Source organism: Sporolactobacillus sp. Y61, from assembly GCF_040529185.1.
Classification (GTDB): Bacteria; Bacillota; Bacilli; order Bacillales; family Sporolactobacillaceae; genus Sporolactobacillus.
Window position 1 is genome coordinate 1475046 of sequence record NZ_CP159510.1, and the last position, 20781, is coordinate 1495826.

General features: G+C 50.8%; 17 protein-coding genes and 1 pseudogene. 17 read left to right on the forward strand and 1 reads right to left on the reverse strand.

The annotated features are described in order from the left end of the window. The first annotated feature begins 366 nt into the window (after positions 1 to 366). Both ABNN70_RS07095 and ABNN70_RS07100 read left to right on the forward strand, forming a co-directional pair. Complete coding sequence (locus ABNN70_RS07095; protein ID WP_353949268.1) at positions 367 to 1656, forward strand: aspartate aminotransferase family protein; 1290 nt, start codon at positions 367 to 369, stop codon at positions 1654 to 1656. A 129-nt stretch (positions 1657 to 1785) separates the two neighbouring features. Further along, positions 1786 to 3246 carry an NAD-dependent succinate-semialdehyde dehydrogenase gene (locus ABNN70_RS07100; RefSeq protein ID WP_240697339.1) on the forward strand — a complete coding sequence of 487 codons (1461 nt, stop codon included), beginning with the start codon at positions 1786 to 1788 and terminating at the stop codon, positions 3244 to 3246. 97 nt (positions 3247 to 3343) lie between these two features. Here ABNN70_RS07100 and ABNN70_RS07105 read toward each other — a convergent pair whose 3' ends face one another. Then, positions 3344 to 4165: a glycoside hydrolase domain-containing protein gene (locus ABNN70_RS07105; protein ID WP_353949269.1), complete on the reverse strand. Its 822-nt coding sequence runs from the start codon at positions 4163 to 4165 to the stop codon at positions 3344 to 3346. 153 nt (positions 4166 to 4318) lie between these two features. Between ABNN70_RS07105 and ABNN70_RS07110 the strand changes: the two genes are divergently transcribed. From ABNN70_RS07110 to speE, 15 genes and pseudogenes are all read left to right on the forward strand, one after another. Beyond that, positions 4319 to 4582, forward strand: coding sequence for a hypothetical protein (locus ABNN70_RS07110; protein WP_353949270.1), 264 nt, complete (start codon positions 4319 to 4321; stop codon positions 4580 to 4582). 127 nt (positions 4583 to 4709) lie between these two features. Next, positions 4710 to 6032, forward strand: a complete 1323-nt coding sequence (locus ABNN70_RS07115) for a UDP-glucose/GDP-mannose dehydrogenase family protein (RefSeq protein ID WP_353949271.1) — start codon at positions 4710 to 4712, stop codon at positions 6030 to 6032. A 66-nt stretch (positions 6033 to 6098) separates the two neighbouring features. Continuing rightward, positions 6099 to 7376 carry a glycosyltransferase gene (locus ABNN70_RS07120; protein WP_353949272.1) on the forward strand — a complete coding sequence of 426 codons (1278 nt, stop codon included), beginning with the start codon at positions 6099 to 6101 and terminating at the stop codon, positions 7374 to 7376. Continuing rightward, complete coding sequence (locus tag ABNN70_RS07125) at positions 7376 to 7558, forward strand: hypothetical protein (protein ID WP_353949273.1); 183 nt, start codon at positions 7376 to 7378, stop codon at positions 7556 to 7558. Before ABNN70_RS07120 ends, ABNN70_RS07125 begins: the two co-directional genes overlap by 1 nt. A 63-nt stretch (positions 7559 to 7621) precedes the next feature. Beyond that, positions 7622 to 9040, forward strand: coding sequence for an oligosaccharide flippase family protein (locus ABNN70_RS07130; RefSeq protein ID WP_353949274.1), 1419 nt, complete (start codon positions 7622 to 7624; stop codon positions 9038 to 9040). 18 nt (positions 9041 to 9058) lie between these two features. Further along, positions 9059 to 10177, forward strand: a complete 1119-nt coding sequence (locus ABNN70_RS07135) for a glycosyltransferase family 1 protein (RefSeq protein ID WP_353949275.1) — start codon at positions 9059 to 9061, stop codon at positions 10175 to 10177. 522 nt (positions 10178 to 10699) lie between these two features. After that, positions 10700 to 11317, forward strand: a complete 618-nt coding sequence (locus tag ABNN70_RS07140; protein ID WP_353949399.1) for a sugar transferase — start codon at positions 10700 to 10702, stop codon at positions 11315 to 11317. 31 nt (positions 11318 to 11348) lie between these two features. Then, positions 11349 to 12284, forward strand: coding sequence for an NAD-dependent epimerase/dehydratase family protein (locus ABNN70_RS07145; protein WP_353949276.1), 936 nt, complete (start codon positions 11349 to 11351; stop codon positions 12282 to 12284). Positions 12285 to 12330: 46 nt separating this feature from the next. After that, positions 12331 to 13800: an O-antigen ligase family protein gene (locus tag ABNN70_RS07150; protein WP_353949277.1), complete on the forward strand. Its 1470-nt coding sequence runs from the start codon at positions 12331 to 12333 to the stop codon at positions 13798 to 13800. Next, positions 13797 to 14471: a hydrolase gene (locus tag ABNN70_RS07155; protein WP_353949278.1), complete on the forward strand. Its 675-nt coding sequence runs from the start codon at positions 13797 to 13799 to the stop codon at positions 14469 to 14471. Before ABNN70_RS07150 ends, ABNN70_RS07155 begins: the two co-directional genes overlap by 4 nt. 27 nt (positions 14472 to 14498) lie before the next feature. Beyond that, on the forward strand, positions 14499 to 15263 hold the full coding sequence (locus ABNN70_RS07160; RefSeq protein ID WP_353949279.1) for a glycosyltransferase family 2 protein: 765 nt from the start codon (positions 14499 to 14501) through the stop codon (positions 15261 to 15263). A 7-nt stretch (positions 15264 to 15270) separates the two neighbouring features. After that, positions 15271 to 16443 (forward strand): glycosyltransferase, encoded by a 1173-nt coding sequence (locus ABNN70_RS07165; RefSeq protein ID WP_353949280.1) that lies wholly within the window; start codon positions 15271 to 15273, stop codon positions 16441 to 16443. Positions 16444 to 17419: 976 nt separating this feature from the next. Next, positions 17420 to 18223 (forward strand): adenosylmethionine decarboxylase, encoded by an 804-nt coding sequence (gene speD / locus ABNN70_RS07170; protein ID WP_353949281.1) that lies wholly within the window; start codon positions 17420 to 17422, stop codon positions 18221 to 18223. 66 nt (positions 18224 to 18289) lie between these two features. Then, entirely contained in the window at positions 18290 to 19738 is a 1449-nt protein-coding gene (locus ABNN70_RS07175) for an aminotransferase class I/II-fold pyridoxal phosphate-dependent enzyme (RefSeq protein ID WP_353949282.1), read from the forward strand. A gap of 192 nt (positions 19739 to 19930) precedes the next feature. Continuing rightward, positions 19931 to 20781: pseudogene (gene speE, locus ABNN70_RS07180) on the forward strand (polyamine aminopropyltransferase).

A 20781-nucleotide genomic window follows, 5' to 3' on the forward strand; every position in this document is an offset into this window, starting at 1 on the left:
CTCCTTCACTCAAGTTTCATTTTCCCCCTGAGTGGTAATTTTCTTCCGTTTATCATATTATCATGTTATCATAAAAGACAAAAAAATCACTTTTTGAGGTGCGTGTCAGGCTTTCCTCGAGAACTTGGACGAGAAAAAATGGAATCTTCTGAGGATTCAAATCCGTAGCCAGTGCGCCGTGCATCATCTCAGAAAATACCATGTGACGCTGAGCGAAGCTGGATACCTGGAGGTTTACCTCTATTCTTGTGACTGCATTCCTGACCATTTTATGGTTTAAATAACTTAACCATCCATATTTAAATTTTATCATAATCGAATAGTGACAGAATTCATAAGATGAATCCAGGGGAAAGAGGAATTGTTATGGAAAAAAAGAGCTTATATGAGCGTGCCTGTCAGGTTATGCCACCGGTTGCGACGGGACGGGCAACGAAACTTGAAATTGTGAAAGGGCGCGGAGCTTATTTGTGGGATACAAATGGGAAGAAATATCTGGATTTTGCGAGCGGTGTCGGTGTCGTGAATATGGGGCACAATCATCCCTATGTCATGGAAAAGGCACAACAGCAAATGGAGAACCTGGTACACGCCGGTCATAATGTAGTCTTTTATCCCTCCTATGTTGAACTGGCTGAGCGATTAAGTGCCGCTCTTGATCATGAGTATAAGGTCTACTTTTCAAACAGTGGTGCCGAAGCCGTTGAAGGTGCTTTAAAACTGGCCAAGTGGACGACCGGACGACCAGGTATTATTTCGTTTAAACGCAGCTTTCATGGTCGAACAGCCGGGGCAATGACTGTTACGGCTTCCAGTTCAGCCTATCGGAGAGAATATGAAGCCCTGATGCCGAGCGTCTATTATGCGGAATACCCCTATTGTTTCAGAAGCGGCCTTTCGGAAGAAGAGGAAACGAAGAGATGTATTCGATCCATTAAAGAGATTTTCCAGTATCTGATTGCTCCGGAAAAGGTTGCGGCTATGATCATGGAACCACAGCAGGGTGAAGGAGGATATATTGTACCGCCAGAAGCATTTGTTAAGCAAGTACGACAGATCTGTACGGAACACGGGATTAAACTGATTTTTGATGAAATTCAGTCCGGATTCGGCCGAACGGGAGAACTGTTCGCCTGGCAGCACTTTCATGTAAAGCCGGACATCATGTGTGTGGCAAAAGGGATAGCCAATGGATTTCCACTCAGTGCCGTGATCGGGAAGAATGAACTGATGGATCAATGGACGGCCGGAGCACACGGGGGGACGTTTGGAGGTAATCCAATTGCCTGTGCGGCAGGCATTGCTGTTCTTGATCTGCTTCAGGGCGGCCTGCTTGAACAGGTTAAGGAAACAGGAAAATATTTTAAACAGAAATTAGTGGATCTCTCCGCAAAATTCCCCGTCATCAAAGATGTCCGCGGTATGGGACTGATGATTGGTTTAGAATGCGGGACTGAAGACGGAAAACCGGACAGCCGGACCGTCAGCCGGTTAAGAGAACGGGCATTAAAAAAAGGTCTGATTTTACTTAGCTGTGGTGTTGATCATAATGTGATCCGGTTTATCCCTCCCCTGATCATAACCCGAGAAGAAGTCGACAGAGCGGTCTCTATATTGGAAGAATCATTGGCAGAATGCCTGGCTTCAAAGGTCTGAATGCTGCACAGCCGGGCCGGCAAAATAATGGCAATCATCGGATTATTCGTTCATAATAAAAAGAGAGATAAGTGTTCTGCACCACATAAACTGACGTGACTGTGATCATAAAATGGATGAGGTGTTATGATGAGCAGTACTTTAATAATCAAAGATGCACCTGATCAGCTTTTTATCGGGGGCAAATGGATTGACGCGGAAAGCGGCGAAACAGATGAAGTGATTAATCCGGCAACCGGTGAGGTCGTTGCACATGTGGCCCGTGGCGGTGCGGCCGATACGAAAAAGGCGATAGCGGCAGCTTCTGACGCTTTTGTCACCTGGTCGGAGACGCCTCCTGATGAACGGGCGAAAACCATGCGGCGCATGGCAGATCTGATTGTAGAGCGGGCAGACCGGCTGGCCCGGATTATGACGATTGAACAGGGGAAACCCGTCGCCCAGGCTAAAGGTGAAATTCTTGCCGGGGCTGAAAGTGTACGCTGGTATGCTGAGGAACTGCGGCGCATTTATGGCGAAACAATCCCCGGGCCGGACGGGCATCTGCTGCTTGTCCAGAAAGAGCCGCTTGGCGTTGTCGGTGCAATCACACCCTGGAACTTCCCATCGTCAATGATTACACGGAAAATATCTCCCGCCATTGCTGCCGGAAACACCGTCGTACTCAAACCCTCCCCGGAGACACCGCTGTCGGCAACGGCGCTGGCAGCTATATTCCAGGAAGCGGGCCTGCCGGACGGGGTCGTTAATCTGGTCATGGGTGATGCCCCGGCGATTGGAAAGGTTCTGACAGAAAGTCCGATCGTACGAAAAATAGCGTTCACCGGTTCAACAGCTGTTGGAAAGCGACTCTTTGGCCAGTCGGCGGATACGGTAAAGAAGGTTGCGCTGGAACTGGGCGGTCACGCGCCTTTCATTGTCTTTGATGACGCGCCGCTTGAGCAGACGGTCCAGGATCTTGTCGCAGCCAAATTCAGAAATAATGGGCAGGTCTGCACATCGCCAAATCGGATTTTTGTGCATGAATCGATTCTGAAGCCCTTTACTGAACAGCTGGTAGCTGCGGTGAAACAGGTGAAAGTCGGCAACGGGCTGGATGAAGGTGTCGATGCCGGTCCGCTGATTCGTGAGGACGCCCTTGTGAAGATCGATCGCCAGCTTGCTGACGCGACGGCAAAGGGAGCAAAGATTGCGACAGGCGGTGGACGGCTGACAGGCGGCGATTATGCCAGAGGCTATTTTTACGCGCCGACGGTTCTGACCGGAGTAACAAATAAAATGAAGATTTTCTATGAGGAAACATTCGGACCAGTGCTGCCGATTATCGCTTTCTCCGACACGGATCAGGTGATCGCCATGGCGAACGACACAGTCTATGGACTCGCCAGTTATTTCTATACAAAGGATCTGGCGCGGATCGCCAAAGTGAGCCGCAGCCTTCAATACGGTATGGTTGGCGTCAACAGTCCTCGGGTAGCGTTCCCGCAGGCTCCTTTCGGCGGGGTCAAACAATCCGGAATCGGCCGGGAAAACGGGCATCAGGGCATCGATGATTATGTCACGATCAAGTTTGTCAATCTGAAATATTAAGCTTTACAGTAAAAAAGAGCCGGGGATGCCCCCGGCTCTTTTGCTGCAGTATCCGAAAAAAGGCTCCGGCGTAAATAGAAGATCGCCAAATTTTTCTTCAAAAAAGGACATGCCATGTGACCGGGCCGACAAGGCCATCGGCGACAAGGCCGTGCCGACGCTGATAGGCGCGTACGGCCTGTTCTGTTTTCGGACCGAAAATCCCGTCTGGTACAGCACCCACCGCGTTTTGAGTACGGACCACGTCCCGCCCCCTGCTGCCGCGCCGGATCAGGTGGCCGGGATAGGGGACAACAGCGGCCGGGGAGACGGCCGGATGCTTCACAGCGCTTCTGGCCGGTCCCCAGACTGCTGACGGGTTGCGGATTCGGTCAAGATCGACAGGAATACCGGCCAGCATCCGGTTATTCTGATACTGATAAATGTCCGCGTGGCGCGACTCATGACCAAAAGACCAGGCATAAGTCTGATAATAAAAATCGGCGAGCCCCTTGCCGCGCAGGTCCTCAATCATGCGAAACGATCCGTAAATGCCGATCCTGTATTTCTGACTGCGGGACCGGATCGCCTGAAAGTAGGCACGAATCACACCGAAGTCATCCGGGGCGGCATCGTAATCCACTGTAAAAAAGATCGGTGAGGCTTCCGGCTGGCCAATCTGCCCCGCATACCGGGCCGCTTTTTCCGCATCCTTTTTCCCCTGTTCTTCCGTAAAATAGGCACGCCGTGTTGGACGGGTTTCCCAGATGCTGAATATTCTGCAGCCGGCCCTCTGTATGGCCTCTGCTTCACCGCGGGTAATCGTTTTCCATGATTCTGCAGGGCCGATATATCTGCCGACCGCATCCACCCCCTGACTTTTCAGACGTCGAGCGGATTGTTCTGTAAGTTTTGTTGCACAGTCTATACCGGACATCATATCCATCAGCCTCCTTCTGTTTTCATTCAATAAATAGACTGTTGCCTCAAAATTGGTGAAAAAGGCCTGTGATTAGCGGCCGGGCCGCTGTGGCATATTAATAAGAGAAATGACCACAGGGAGGCCTGCAGATGTTCCGCTACGCCTTATTTATTGAATACGACGGGCTCACCGTCGTCTCCTGTTGACATTGCGCTTCCCGAAGAAGTCATTGAAGCCACGGCGATCACTCATGCCGTATCGGTTTACGCGCTGCGCCATAATTTTGAACTGGTCAGGTACGTTGAACTATCGGAAAATGCGGCACGGGCTTTTTTCCGGGAACGCAGGCGCATTGGCAACCCGCGCAAGATCATCTGTCACTTTCATCTGATATCCGGCGGAGAGGAAGAGCCGCAACCGGAACGGAAAGAATAAAAATTAACAGGAATCATAATCTGATTTAACAGTAGCTTAATGCAGACAGATTATGATAAATGTTGATTTTTCAGGTCGTACAGACCCTGTAACGGGGGACAGAATCAGGAGAATGTGAGGAGATAAGATGAAACTCGCAGTCATAGGAACAGGCTATGTCGGGCTGGTGACAGGCGTAGCCCTGTCAGAAATCGGGCATGCGGTGACCTGCATCGACGTCGATCCGGAAAAAATTGAGAAACTCAGCAGCGGTGTTCCGACGATTTATGAACCCGGGCTCGAAGAACTGATGCGCAGAAACATGGACGCGGGACGGCTGTTATTTACTTCCCGGCACCGTGAAGGGCTGAGCGGAGCTGAAGTGATCTATATTGCGGTGGGTACACCTCAGCGTCCGGATGGATCAGCCAATCTGGACTATATTCAGAGAGCTGCCTCAGATATCGCAGATCACATCGACAGACATGTGATCGTTGTGATAAAAAGTACCGTACCGGTGGGCACGAACAGACGGGTCAGGGAGCTGATCAACAGCCGGACGAAGGAGGGCGTTCAGGTCGATATCGCTTCCAATCCTGAATTTCTCCGTGAAGGTTCGGCTGTCAATGATACATTTCGTGGCGACCGGATTGTAATTGGAACTGAGAATCGTGAGACGGCCGACACTCTGGAGAAAATCAATAGGCCATTTGGCATTCCGATCATTAAGACGGATATTGCCAGCAGCGAAATGATTAAATATGCATCAAACGCCTTTCTTGCGACCAAGATCAGTTTTATCAATGAGATTGCCAATATCTGTGACAGGCTCGGTGCTAATGTTGAAGAAGTGGCAAAAGGAATGGGACTGGATCATCGGATCGGTCCGGATTTTCTCAGAGCGGGTATCGGATACGGCGGATCCTGTTTCCCTAAAGACACCAGCGCGCTCGTTCAGATCGCGGGGAACCATCACCATGAGTTTAATCTGCTTCAATCCGTGATTGAGGTGAATAATCATCAGCAGATCCTGCTGATTGAAAAACTGCTGGCACGCTTTACATCTCTTGAAGGGAAAAAGATCGCCGTGCTTGGTCTCGCCTTCAAGCCCCATACAGACGATCTGCGTGAATCGCCGGCTCTGGTCCTTATTCCGAAACTGGCTGCGCTGGGGGCAGACATTGCCGCGTATGATCCGATTGCAGCGGACCAGGCCAGAAAGCTTCTTGGAGACAACGGTATCCTCTATACCCATCAGCTCCGTGACGCCCTTTCCGGGGCCGACTGTGCCGTGATCGTGACCGACTGGCCGGATATTAAGAAGATGGAGGCGGCCACATACACCAGGCTGATGAAGCGGGCAATTGTCTTTGACGGCCGGAATTGTTACCGTCTCGACGCCATGAGAAAATCGAATGTAGAATATTACTCCATCGGCCGGCCGGCACACATTCCGGAACTGATCAGCTGAATCACTTTATTCGTTGCGGGCTGCGGAGGAAAATTGACATGAATATCGGGACGGAGACATACACCTATGAACATTCTGTTTGTGGTCGGCGAGTTTCCCAAACTGTCGCAGACTTTTATTCTGAATCAGATGACCGGGCTTATAGATGCCGGGCATGATGTACAGATTCTGGCCAAGAAAGCGGCGCCGGACCGGAAAGTACATCCTGACGTGATCCGGTACCGGCTTGCGCAGCGGACCTTTTACTATGGGACCGGCAGGCCGGGCGGAAAGTTTCAGAAAACGTTAGAATTTGCCGGAGGACTGGTACAGCTCACGCTGGACCGGTTCATACATAAAAAAGGGATCCATCCGAACGCCTTCAGGGATCTTTTTCGTTATCCCAACCTGATTTTGATGATCCGGGCGCTCAGGCGGATTGATCTGACGGATCGTGATGTCATTCTGGCTCATTTTGGTCCGAACGGCATCCTGGCCAGGAAATGCCTTGATCTGGGGCTGCTTCATGGCCGGCTTTTCACGGCTTTTCATGGTTATGATATGCTGCGTTATCTTCAGGCAAAAGGGCAGCAGGCTTATCAGGACCTGTTCCGGTCGCAGACGATGCTGCTTCCCATCAGCCTGTTCTGGAAAAAGAGGCTGATCCGGCTGGGGGCAGATCCTTCGCGGACCATCGTGCACCACATGGGCATTGATCCGGATAAATTTTCCTTCTGTCCTGCGCAGCCGGCATCGCCCGTCCATATCGTATCTGCTGCCCGTTTTGTTGAGAAAAAGGGGCTTTCATTCGCCATCAGAGCCGTCGCCGGGCTGATTGAACGTGGATATGATGTCCGATACCGGATAGCCGGAGATGGTCCGCTGCACGCGCAGCTGCAGCAGCAGATTGCAGATCTGGGTCTTGAAGATCACGTCTTCCTTGCCGGCTGGAAGACGCAGGATGAGTGGATTGACATGATGCGGGAAGCACAGATGGTTCTTGCACCCAGCATAACGGCGGACGACGGAGATATGGAAGGCATCCCGGTTCAGCTGATGGAAGCGATGGCGATGGGGAAAATAGTTGTATCCACCCTTCACAGTGGGATTCCCGAACTGATTCAAAGCGGAGTAAACGGGTATCTCGTTCCGGAGAAGGATCCGGACAGTCTGACAGAAACGATGGCCAGTGCCCTGAAATCACCGGATTTGTGGCCGGATCTTGCCGGAAAGGCCAGGCAGACGGTTGCCGACCAGTTTCAGATCAGGCGTCAGAACAGTCAGCTCATCTGCCTGCTTTCGGGGGAACCGATGAAGAAAAAAATGCCGGACGGCCGATTGCAGGCACCGCCGGAGGCTCAGTGATGAACAATATTTTTCTGATTTCAGGGGGGCTGTGGTTTTTCACGCAAAGTGCCCGCTTCCCGCGGGGCGTCCGTGAGCCTCCCTGCCCGGGACGCGTTGCCGGAGCCTCGCTCTGCTTCTTACGCAGGAGTCCCGCACCTTCCGCAGTAATCCGTAAAGGGCAGGATCAACAGGTCACGTGAAGAGAGCCGGGCATCAGGAAAATACGGGCGGACTGCGGCACGGATAGGGGATTCAGACGATCTATGGCAAAATTTATCGAAAAATTTATCGGCTTTTCTGTCGGTCCGGTGATTGGGGCGCTCATCTCCTTTGTGACCGTTCCGCTGACCACCTATTTTATTGATCCGAATGAATATGGCCGGGCCAGTATGTTTTTTCTGTTTCAGATGATTTTCGGCACCTTCTTATTTCTTGGAATGGATCAGGCCTATACCCGGGAATATCATGTCGTCGATAATAAGCTGAAATTATTTCAGAACGCGGTGATCATTCCCCTCACTCTGGCCTTCGTCGTGCTTGTTGGGACACTGGCGTTGCCGCATGAAGTGTCCGGGCTGCTGTTTGGGACGCCGGAAGAACCGTTCCCTGCCATTCTTTTTGGCGTCATGCTGGCCTTTATGGTTGTTGAACGCTATATTCTGCTTTCCATCAGAATGCGTGAAAGTGCACTGGAGTATTCACTTCTGAATATTTTTGTCAAGCTGGGTATTCTCACTTTTACCCTGCTTTTTGTCCTGTTCATTCGCCGCGATTATCTGGCCGTTGTCTATGCGACCGTACTCGGTCAGATCAGCGGCGATGTCTATCTCGTGATCAGGTACCGGAAGCTGTTTGCTTTCCGCCGTTTCTCTCCGGATCGCCGTCTTCTTACGCGGATGCTGAAATTCGGCTTACCGGTCGTTGTGGCGACGTCGTTATCCAGCCTGCTGCATTATATGGATCGACTGGCGCTTTACGCCTGGAGCAGTTTTTACCAGATCGGGATATTTACGGCAACTTTGAAAATTGCTGCGGTGGTTTCTCTTCTGCAAACCAGTTTTACGACCTTTTGGGTCCCCACGGCCTACCGGTGGCATGAAAACGGCAAGGAGATCCGCTATTTCAGGACGGTCAGCGACACGGTGCTCCTCTTCATGTCACTAGTCATGATCGTCGTCCTCCTGTTTAAAGATTTCATAACCGTCATTCTTTCGTCTCAGTATGCAGAAGCCAGATATATTGTTGCTTTCTTATGCCTGCCGCCCGTCATTTTCACGATCAGTGAGACCACCTGTCTGGGCATTGTTTTCTCGAGAAAAACGCATTTAAGTATCTGGACAGGACTCATTGCGCTGATTCCCAATGCGCTTCTGAATATTGTACTGGTTCCTCGCTTCGGGGCGCCTGGAGCAGCAGCTTCAACAGGCTGCGCTTACCTTTTCTTTTTTGCCGCACGAACCTTCTTCTCGAACCGGAACGGCATCCGGATTCCGGCGTGGAAACATCATCTGGTTTTATTGATCCTGTTTGCCGGGGCCGTGATGAATGCGTTTCCCATCAAATATATTCTGCCGGTCAACCTGCTCCTGCTTGTGATCGTCCTGATTGTACAGGCAGGAACAATCAGGCAGTTAATGCAGATATTCAAAACCAGAAAAAAGAAAGAATGGGATTTTTCATGAACCCGGGAGGAATGACAGATGCAGGTTAATTTTGGCATGCAGGAAGTGAATAACCAAAGAATCGGTATTGGCATTTTTGCCCGTCATTTAATTACGGAACTGGTGCAATATCCTGACCTGACGTGCTCCGGACATGCCTTTCTGACCTGGCACACCAGGCCGCAGTCCTTCTCCCGTTTTCCTTTTCCAACCAAGATTTCGCTTATCCCCGCCAGATGGATGTACAGCCCGCACAGGTCCCTGTTGCCCGTTTCCATGCGCCGGATCTGCCGGAGTTCGAGTGATATTTATCTCTATTTCAACTATAAGCTGCCGCGGGCCCGTCTTGACGGCAAAGTGATTTCAACCATTCATGACCTGATTCCGTTAAAAACGGAAATGGAGAATCAGTCGGTCAAAGCCGATTATTTAGCTTACATTCGCGACGCCATCAGTCGATCTGATGACATTCTGACGGTTTCGGAGTGTTCAAAACGCGATATTCTCACGTATTTTCCGATTTCTGAAGAGAGAATTCATGTCATTCCCAATGGGGTTGATTTCGCCCGGTTCCACACGCCGTTTCATCCGGAAAGGCTGAAAGAGGTGAGGAAAAAATATCACTTACCGGAAAAATTCATTTTGTATTTCGGGTCCAGTCGTAAGCATAAAAACGTGACTTCTGTTCTTAAATCCTACGCAAAGGTTCAGAAAGCAGTCAGGGACTCGGTGAAACTGGTGATCACGAACGGGAGTGAGCCGCTCAGACAGCTGGCCGGGCAGCTGGGTATTGAAAGCGACGTGCGCTTTACTGATGCTGTGGATGACCGGGATAAAGCAGCCTTTTACCAGCTGGCATCGATTAAACTGTTTGTTTCTTTATATGAAGGCTTTGGAATTCCTGTTCTGGAAGCCATGGCGGCGGGAACCCCGGTGATTGCCTCCAACGTGTCCGCTCTGCCGGAAATTTCAGGGGATGCCGCCTGGCTGGTTGATCCGCTTGATACGGATGGCATCGCTTTTGCGGTGGAAAGCGTGCTGGCCGATGATGCGTTGCGGCAGGATATGATTCAGAAAGGATTTTTGAATGCAAAAGCCTGGTCCTGGCGGCGGGCGGGTGAAAAATTACACGCCTGTATCATGCACCTGAACGACTGATTTCTATTTTCAGCAGCTTCCTCTGCCGCGTGCCGGGAATCTGAAGTATATTGCCCTGCTCTGATTGGGTATGCTGATAAGAGCATGGATCCTGTTACATGTGAATGCTTTCGAAAGAAGTAATCTCTCTTTCTGCCCGTCCCGGTACGTTTTCCCTTGTCATAAACCCTGCTTTCCCTGAAAAGGGCACCACAATTTACACAAAATTTATACAAAAACCATAGTGCCTCTATATATGGTTTTTATAATACGATTAAGAAAGAATTTTTATGGGAAAAGGATCAGAAAAACGAAGCCTCCGGCGTGCCTGCGACTTGCCGGTCGGAAAGTTTTTCTTCATCTGTTTATGTCATTAAAACAGGAACTTATTTCCGGAGGAAGCGGAAAACCTGTCTACGGGAACAGTCTGACCGGCAGATTTTTTCCGGTGCTTTTCCGGAGTTCCGAACGGACTCTTGAATGAACAGTGGGGCGTTTTGTATGCATGCAGAGAAACAGATCAAGGCTTATGGTGGTTATTCAATGGTCGGTGCGCAGAAAGTAACCCTGCCTGAAAAGGTCAAACCTTATCTGTTCGTCAAACGCGGACTGGATATCGTTTTATCTGCAATGGGTATCGTGATCGCAGCACCTGTTGTCCTTTTATTCTCCATTCTGATTGTTCTTGAGACGCCCGGCTCTCCCTTTTATGTCCAGAAAAGGGTCGGAAAGGGCGGCGGAACATTTAATCTGGTAAAACTGCGCTCCATGCGAAAAGATGCTGAGCGCTCCGGTGCCCAGTGGGCAGCAGCTCATGATCCCCGGGTCACAAAGGTCGGAAAATTCATTCGTCAAACACGGATCGATGAGTTACCTCAGCTGCTGACTGTACTGAAAGGGGACATGTCACTGATTGGACCGCGTCCTGAACGACCGTTCTTCACGGAAAAGTTTGACCGGGAAATCCCCGGTTTTAAAAATCGTCTGCTTGTGAAACCGGGTCTGACCGGGCTTGCCCAGGTAAATGGCGGATATGATCTGACGCCGCAGGAAAAACTGATTTTTGATCTTGAATATGTCAGTCATCTGTCTTTCACTCTGGAATGGAAAATCATGCTGAAGACCGTCAGGGTGCTGCTGACAGGTGAAGGGGCAAGGTAACAGCCCATCTCAGAAATTGGAGGAATGCTGTATGAAAAAAGCGATCGTAACAGGCGGTGCCGGTTTTATCGGATCCCATGTCGTTGAAGAACTGCTTCGACAGAACATGCATGTCGCGGTTATGGATAACTTTTCCACCGGCCATCACAGAAATATTGCCGGGCTGCCGATTGATTTATATATCTGTGATATTGCTGATCCGTCGGTCATCAATCTGATTCAATCCATCAAACCTGATTTTATTATCCATCTTGCGGCTCAGGTCAGTGTCCGTCAGTCGGTGGAGGATCCACTGTTTGATGAACGGACCAATGTTTCCGGGTCACTGAATATCCTGAATGCGGCCCGGCTGACGAAAGTAAAAAAGGTCGTTTTTTCTTCCTCAGCGGCGGTTTACGGCAATCCGACATTTCTGCCTGTCACAGCGGATCACCCGACTCACCCGGAGTCTCCGTACGGTCTGGCCAAGCTGACGGTTGAGCACTATCTGGATCTGTTCCGGAAGTTCTATGGCCTGCCTTACGGGATCCTCAGGTTCAGTAATGTGTACGGACCGAGACAGGACGCGGCGGGTGAAGGCGGTGTCGTGTCCATTTTTGCTGATCGAATCAGGAAAGGCACGCCGCCGATGATTTATGGCGATGGCGGGCAGACCCGGGATTTCATTTACGTCCGGGATGTTGCAAAAGCGGTTGCCTGTGCCCTGAAAGTCGATCAGAGTTTTATTGCCAATGTCTCCTCCGGTACATCCGTTTCAATCAATCAGCTTTTCCAGATGATGAAAGAAGCAGCGAAGTCCGATATTGGTGTCTATTATGGCCCTGAGCGTCAGGGGGATATCCGGAACAGTACCCTTTCAAATGAAGAGACGAAATCCTTGCTCAAGTGGGCGCCCTCCTGGGATCTTCGAAAGGGCCTGCGCGAGACAGCAGGCAGCGTGCGGAAAGCAAAGAACGCGGTGCTCTGAGGCGAGAAGTTTCATATATATAGATAAAAAAACAGGGGATTACATGATGAATCACATCAATCGGATGGCGGCGGGAACAGCCGGACTGCTGGCGATTCTGCTTGCCGGTCTGGTTGCGGCACTGCTTGTCGATTCCGCGCCGAAACAACTGTTTTTCCTTATCCTGTGGACATGGGCGCTGATTGCAGCGTGCCTTCTGATCAGAAAAACAGTCGTAGGAGAGGACCTTTTGACAGGCGCGATGTATGTGTTCCTCGCGGCAACCTTTCTGAATCAGTCACTGCTGAGCCTGCCCGCAGGCTTTTTCACTTTATTTATATACCGGATCATGATGCTCGTCTGTCTGATGATTCTTTTTGCACTCGCTCTCAGACGGCGTGGTCTTGCGAACCTGTGGCAGGACGTCGAAGTGAAAGGCATCCTGTACTTTTTTCTGTTCTGGATGGCTTACGGGGCGGTGTCACTTCTCTGGGCGCGTTCGGTGATCGACGGCATCAGGTATCTGTTTCTCATCGATACCGGAATCGCATTCGTTTTTCTTTCGGTTTTCGCCTTCCAAAGCATGCGCCGGCTGAGCGCTGTATTCAGGATCTGGATGGTGATGAGCGGATGCCTGATTCTGATCGGCCTGATCAATCATTTCGCAAAGATCCAGCTGCCGACCTCCACGCTTTATGGCGGACCGGCGTACAAGCTGGGTTATCCGACAGCCGTTTTCACCAATCAGAACGATTTTGCAACGCTGCTTGCCATCTCAGTCTTTTTTTATCTTGCCTGCGCGAGAAATGTGAAAAACAGAGGGATCAGAGGTTTAGCAGCCGGTGCAGCCGTTTTGTCCGTCTATTCTATCTGGCTGACGGATTCGCGTGCCAGCCTGCTTGCCGTGACAGCAGGGATGGCGTTCTACGTCTTTTTACTCCTGCCGCAGAAGCTGAAGAAAATCGGCGTGACGGCAGGTTTCCTGCTGCTGGCCGCAGGTCTGGGCTATGCCACGCTCCATGACGGACTGCCGGGTCACCTGGCGATGGAGGAACCGCAGGATCCGGTGAACGCTGCCCCCTCATCGAACAGGGTGCGGATGAATCTGCTGCGGAGTACAGTCAGTTATCTGGCTGATTCCTGGGGCTTCGGGGTCGGTGCCGGCAATCTGCCCGTCTATCTGGAATATCAGCCGCGGTACCCGACCGGTCAGATTTATGAAGTCCATAACTGGCTTGCAGAGATTGCCGGAAATTTCGGCATTTTCATAGCTGCCGGTTATCTGGCGGTGTACGCCGCGCTCTTTTTTGGACTGTACCGGAACAGCCGGGGACTTTCAGGCGCTGAACCGCGCATGCTGGCTGAAGGTGCCATGACGTCGATGATCGCCTTTCTGATTTCGAGCATCAGTCCGAGTTCCGTCAGCAATCTGTATTTTCACTGGACCTTTCTCGGATTTATCGTCGCCCTTGTTTCTGTACTTCAAAAGAAGCGATTTTCTGAAAAAAAGATCAGAGGACAGGAGGGTTGCCTGTGATTTCTCATAGTGTTGCGCGACTGCGTCAATATCTGTGGCTCGCACTCAGTGTTCCCATTCTCTTCGGATTGATCGGCTGGTTCGTACCGACAGGCGGGGCACCGGCAAGTTATAAAGCTGCCGTAACGCTTATCCTCGGCAGCCATCATAACCGGGTACTCAATGAACAGGAACCGGTCACGGTGCTTCTGACGAATGCGCCGTTTTATCAGGAACAGATGCCCGATCTGTGGGAGAAAGAACAGAATGGCCTGCTCAGCCGTCTGCATGTAGCGACGCTCAGTGCCGGCCGGATGCAGCTGACGTACACCGGGACTTCAGCAGCAGAAGCAGCGAATACGGCCAACCGGATTGCTGAAGCTTTTATCCGGCTTGATCAGAAGGAATATAACAAAAAAACGGCCGTGATTGATCAGAGTATCCAGGCCGTCAGCCGGACGGACAATGTGGCCGCAACAGCTGTTGACCGTGAACGTTTCCTTTATAAGCTGAAAACCGATCGGCTCGCTCTTCGGCCGGCAGAATTACTGGAGCCGGCCGCAGCTGCCTCAGGAAGTATCGGCAGCCCCTTTACACCAAAGAAACGTGCGGTACTCGGCGTGATGATTGGTCTGACCTTAGTGATTCTCTGGGCGGTGTTCCCGGAATTTGTCCGGGAGAGAAAATCCTGATCGGAAGTTCAGTGAGGAGGTCCCGTTATGGTACAGATTGATCCGGAGGTATCGGTGATCACCCCGGCCTGGAATGCGGAAAAGACGATTGAAGAGGTAATCAGTTCCGTAAGAGCTCAGACCTTTGCGAACTGGGAAATGGTGATCGTCGATGATGGTTCTTCAGATGGTACACGGGAAAAACTTGTGGCGGCGACGCTTGCCGATGAACGGATCCATCCCGTCTTTCTCAGTGAAAACAGCGGGGCTGCCGCTGCGCGCAACAAGGCTTTATATCTGGCACGCGGACGTTTTGTTGCGTTTCTGGACAGTGATGATCGCTGGAAGCCGGATAAACTGGCGAAACAGCTTGCTTTCATGAAAAAACATCAGTATGCCTTTACCTTCACGGGCTATGAATATATGGATGCATCAGGCCGGCCACTGAACAAAATCATTCATGCCCCGCAGCGCGTCACGTATCATGATCTGCTGAAAAATACCATCGTCGGCTGCCTGACTGTGATGATTGACCGCAATCAGACCGGCAGATTTCAGATGCCTGATCTGCGTTCCCGTCAGGATCTGGCCACATGGCTGAAGCTGCTGAAGCAAGGGTTTACAGCCTATGGTCTGGATGAGAACCTGTCGGCGTATCGTGTGGGCAGCCGAAACGCCCTGTCAGGGAATAAATGGAAGGCGGCAAAAAAGACCTGGTTTGTGTTTCGCCGGGTGGAGGGTCTGCCGCTTCCTGAGGCCTGCTGGTATTTCTGCCATTATGCGGCAAACGCGGCTATCAAACGCTTTTCATAACAGGGGGATGATCCGGCTGAAACATGTACATATTATTGTCGCAACAGGCGTATGGGCTCAGGACGGACTCCGGTACCGCCGCCATCGTCTCGCCGGCTTTTTACAGAAGCAGCAGGAAACAGAGAAGGTGATCTGGCTCTGTCCGACGCCGGACCGGACCTTATCCGGCTTCACGGAGCTGCCTGGTGGCATTCTTCAGTTTGCTGTACCGGACCCTTTTCCTCAGAAGGCATTCCGTTTCGGGCGTTTTCTGTCGTTTTATTATAAAAAGAAGCTTTCAGCACTTCATGCGATGCTTGAGCGTTTCAGAGGGCATGCACACGTCTTTCTGTGGTTTACGTGCCCGCTCTTCCCTGAAGTAATGAATCTGTATGCATGGGATAAGGTGATCTATGACTGCAGTGATTTCTGGGCGGCGCCGATCAGCGGCAAGATGTCGCTGCCCTACCGGCTCAGGAGTATTCTGATTTCCCATGCTGAGAGAAAAATTATCAGTCGGGCAGATCTCATTTTCTGCACCTCTGATTATCTGAGAAATCAGGTGACGCAGCGGGTGCAGCTGGATAAATGCACACGCGTACGGACATTTGAGAATGGCGTCGACTACAGCCTGTTCGCTCAATCTTCCGTCGCGGCGGACCATGTCCTTCCGGAGCATTTCACGGGGCCTGTACTCGGCTATATCGGCGGCATCAAACCAAAACTGGATTTTCGTCTGATTCAGGACGCGGCGCGAAAAAGGCGGGACTGGCTCTTCCTTTTTGTCGGACCGGATGGAACAGGAGAAGACCCGGCATTCCGTGAGCTGCTTCAGGAAAAAAATGTCATCTGGACCGGAAGCGTGTCCCCTGCTGAAGTACCGAAATACATGAAGCTGGTTGATGTCGGGATCATGCCCTATAAACTGTCTCCGTATAATGCGGCTGTTTTTCCATTGAAACTGTTTGAATTTCTCGCTGCCGGGAAACCGGCTGTCGGCATCAATCTGCCGTCAACCGCCGCTTATGCAGCAGACTCGGTGTATGCCGAGATCGACCGTTCCGATACCGATACCTTTATTCATGTATGTGAAGAAATGTTGCGGGGAAAAGATGATCCTGACCTGAAGGCAAGAAGAACACGCCTCGCGAAGAGCAGGGACTGGGACGCGATTTTTCAGAAGATGGCCAATCAGCTCTGAAGGCACGCCCGGAAGAGGCGCCCGGCAGTTCATTGCAATGAGTTGTGAAGTTAATTTCTTCCAAAACAGAGGGGAAGTCGCAGGGTCAAAACATATGAAAAATACAGTGGGACGATGATCTCTATGAGTTTAATGTATCAGTCCGAATCCGTGAAAAGTTGGTCCAAATTCAAGAAAAGTTGATCCGAATCCCTGAAAAGTTGGTCCAAACCCGAAAAAAGTCGGACCAAATCACAGAAAAGTCGGTCCAAACTCGGGGATGATAAGGAAAACCTGAAGGCGTATGGTCAAAATCTGAGACGATTTACAACAATATGAAAAATACAGAGGGGGGGTTCCCGGGATCCGCTCTTATCGGCTGGGGGGTCAGGTTAAGCGCATGATCAGATGAATAGACGGAAAAATTCCGCTTATTTGAGTCATTAAATTTAAAAACAGCTAAAATAGACGGAGAGATTCCACGTCTATTAACTCAGAAAACGGGAAATGGAGCTTTTTTCCTGGCCTAATCGGAAAAATTCCGCTTATATGCCCCCGAAAACCGTTCCGTTCTGCCCCTAATCGGAAAATCTCCACTTATCTTACTTTTTGCTCTCAGGACAAAACATCTGATGACAAGTAAGTAGGATGTAAGCCCTTGCAAGATGAAAGACGGCCTGCGGGGCTTTGAAAGGGAGCGCAAAACGCAGAAGAAGAGTCGCCCGGCCAGGAAGGCAGCCCTTTGACCATATGGAAAAGTTGCGCCGCTTAGATTGGCATGATGAAAAAAATCAACATCGCAAAAAGTGCGAGTGTATTTTTTTATATTGACTTACCCTCTGTTCTGTATATAATTAATATTGATTTTTGTCTCTTATTGGATAATCTCTTCATTTAACCCTCACGACGATGTTCCTGTCACTTGAATGGATCCCCGTTTTTTTCTGCCTGGTATCCTTTAATTACCTGAATATAGAGAAAGGCTGTGAGGACAGGGTTGGAAAATAAGCTGAAGCTGTATGGCTTTAACAACCTCACAAAGGCACTGAGCTTCAACATTTATGATGTTTGCTATGCAAAGAGCGAGCGTGAGCAGAGAGACTACATTTCTTATATCGATGAGCAGTATAATTCGGAACGTCTGACGAAGATTCTCTGTAAAGTCACAGAGATGATCGGTGCCCATGTTCTTAATATCAGCAAGCAGGACTATGATCCGCAGGGCGCAAGTGTGACGGTGCTGATCGCGGAGCAGGAGTTCCCGGCGGACAAAATCGATCCCTCCTGTAATCTCGGCCGGATCGGTGACGCGCGGGATACGATCGTCGGACATCTCGATAAAAGCCACGTGACGGTGCACACCTATCCGGAATTCCACCCGGGGAATGCGATTGCTACCTTTCGGGTGGATATTGACGTGGCAACCTGTGGTGAGATCACACCGCTTAATACGCTGAATTATCTGATCGGCAGCTTCGATTCCGATATCATTACGGCCGATTACCGGGTTCGCGGATTCACGCGCGATGTGGACGGAAAGAAGCTGTTCATGGATCACCGGATGACTTCAATTCAGGATTATATTGATGAAACGACTTTGGAAAAATATGATGCTACGGATATCAATGTTTATCAGGCGAATCTGTTTCATACTAAAATGCTGATTAAGGAACTGGATCTGCAGAATTATCTGTTTAACCGGGATGTACTGGAAATTCCTCCGAAAGAGCGGTTGAAAATCAGCAGCAGTTTACGCAGGGAAATGATCGAAATCTTCAGTGGTGCCAATATATTTGGCTGATTGTAAAAAATAGGACAGCCTGCCGGTCACCCGGACAGGCTTTAAAACGGAGAATGATGAAATAAAATGAACCAGCTGTCACAAAAACGGGCGCCTGTACTTGAAGCGCTGAACCGTTTTAAGGCCATGCGGGTTGTTCCGTTCGATGTACCCGGGCACAAGAGAGGGCGGGGAAACAGGGAACTGGCTGATTTTCTCGGCGACCGCTGCCTGTCGGTTGATGTCAATTCCATGAAGCCGCTCGACAACCTCTGCCATCCGGTTTTGGTCATCAGGGATGCGGAAGACCTCGCGGCTGAGGCATTCGGGGCGGAACACGCGTTTTTTATGGTGAACGGGACCACCTCAGCTGTCCAGAGTATGGTGATGAGTGTCTGCAAGCGCGGAGAAAAAATCATTATGCCGCGTAATGTGCACCGGAGCGCAATCAATGCCCTGATTCTGAGCGGTGCGGTGCCTGTCTATGTCAATCCCGGTATGAACCGTGATCTGGGGATCTCTCTGGGCATGTCTCTTGACGATGTCAGGCAGGCTGTGATCGAAAATCCGGATGCGAAAGCGGTCCTTGTCAACAATCCGACCTATTATGGCATCTGTTCCAATCTGAAGGCGATCACGGATCTGGCGCATGAATATGGCATGCGTGTTCTCGTTGATGAAGCACACGGCACGCACTTCTACTTTGGTGAACAGATGCCGGTGACCGCGATGGCCGCCGGTGCTGACATGGCTGCTGTCAGTATGCACAAGTCGGGCGGGTCGCTGACGCAGAGCTCGCTTTTGCTGACGAGTCATGGGATGAGTGAAGGGTATGTCCGCCAAATCATTAACCTGACGCAGACGACCAGCGGTTCCTATCTGCTGATCTCTTCGCTGGACATTTCCCGGCGTAATCTCGCTCTGAACGGCCGGCGGATTTTCAGCAGAGTCAGCACGATGGCGGAATATGCCCGGTCTGAGATCAACAGGATCGGCGGTTATTACGCCTTTTCAGGCGAGCTCATCAACGGGGATACCATTTATGATTTTGACCGGACGAAGCTGTCGATACACACCCTGGAGCTTGGTCTGGCGGGGATTGAGGTCTACGATACGCTGCGTGATGAATACGATATCCAGATTGAATTCGGTGATATTGGGAATATTCTGGCTTATCTGTCGATCGGTGACCGGATTCTGGATATCGAACGACTTGTCTCGGCATTGTCTGAAATCCGGAGGCAATATGCCGGAGATAAAACGGGCATGCTCAGCCAGGAATATATCCGGCCGCAGGTTGTGGCTGCGCCGCAGGAAGCGTTTTATGCGGAAAGTGAATCGGTTGCGCTCAATGAAAGCAGCGGCAGGATCTGCGGTGAATTTGTCATGTGCTATCCGCCCGGCATCCCGATTCTTGCTCCCGGCGAACGGATCACAGCCGATATATTAACGTATATCCGCTATGCGAAGGAAAGAGGCTGCTTTCTGACGGGTACCCGGGACAGCAGGGTCAATCGCCTGCAGGTGATCAAGTGAAACGTCAATCAGTGGGCGCGCAGGACGAGCCCGCGCAGGCGTTGCGACAGGACGCCCTCGTTTTTAACCTGCCCTGATTGCTCGTTGAACCCATCGGACGGCTGCGGACAGTGATCCCCCAGACATGTTCGTGTACCCTCATGGCCCTGAGGTGGTACTGCCCGTTCATGCGGGATAAAGGAGGCGAAGGGTTTGGAATTATGGTTTACGGAGAAGCATACGAAGCATGTGAAGTTTTCGATTCAGGTAGACAAACAGATCTATTCCGGCCGGAGTGAGTTTCAGCGAATCGACCTCTTTGATTCACCTGAATTCGGCCGGTTTCTGACCCTCGACGGCTATATGATGCTGACGGAGAAAGATGAATTTATCTATCACGAGATGATCATCCATGTCCCGATGGCTGTGCATCCTCAAGCAAAGCGTGTGCTCGTCATTGGAGGCGGAGACGGCGGTGCTGTCCGGGAACTGGTGCGTTATCCGGGCATTGAACAGATTGATCTCGTGGAAATTGACCGGCAGGTGGTCGAAGTCTGTAAAAAATTCTTGCCGCAAACCGCCGGCGGTCTGGACGACCCCGGGTGTCGATCCATTATGAGGACGGCCTGAAATTTGTTCGGACAAAAGATCAGGCATATGATTTAATTGTTGTAGATTCAACAGACCCGTTCGGCCCGGGTGAGGGGCTTTTTACCAAAGAGTTTTATGGCAATTGTTATAAAGCCCTTCGCGCAGACGGGCTGATGGTCAATCAGCAGGAAAGCCCCTTTTATCCTGTAGATGCCGTGGCGATGCAACGGGCGCACAAGCGGATTGTTGCCTCGTTCCCGGTCAGCCGCGTCTATCAGGCGCATATTCCCACTTATCCGTCGGGACACTGGCTGTTCGGATTCGCATCGAAAAAGGATCATCCGACAAAGGATTTTGATCCGGAAGCGTGGCTAAAACTCGGCCTCAGGACGCGATACTACAATCCGGACATTCATATCGGTGCCTTTGCCCTGCCGAACTATGTGAAGGATCTCTTGGAAGAAGTTGAGTAA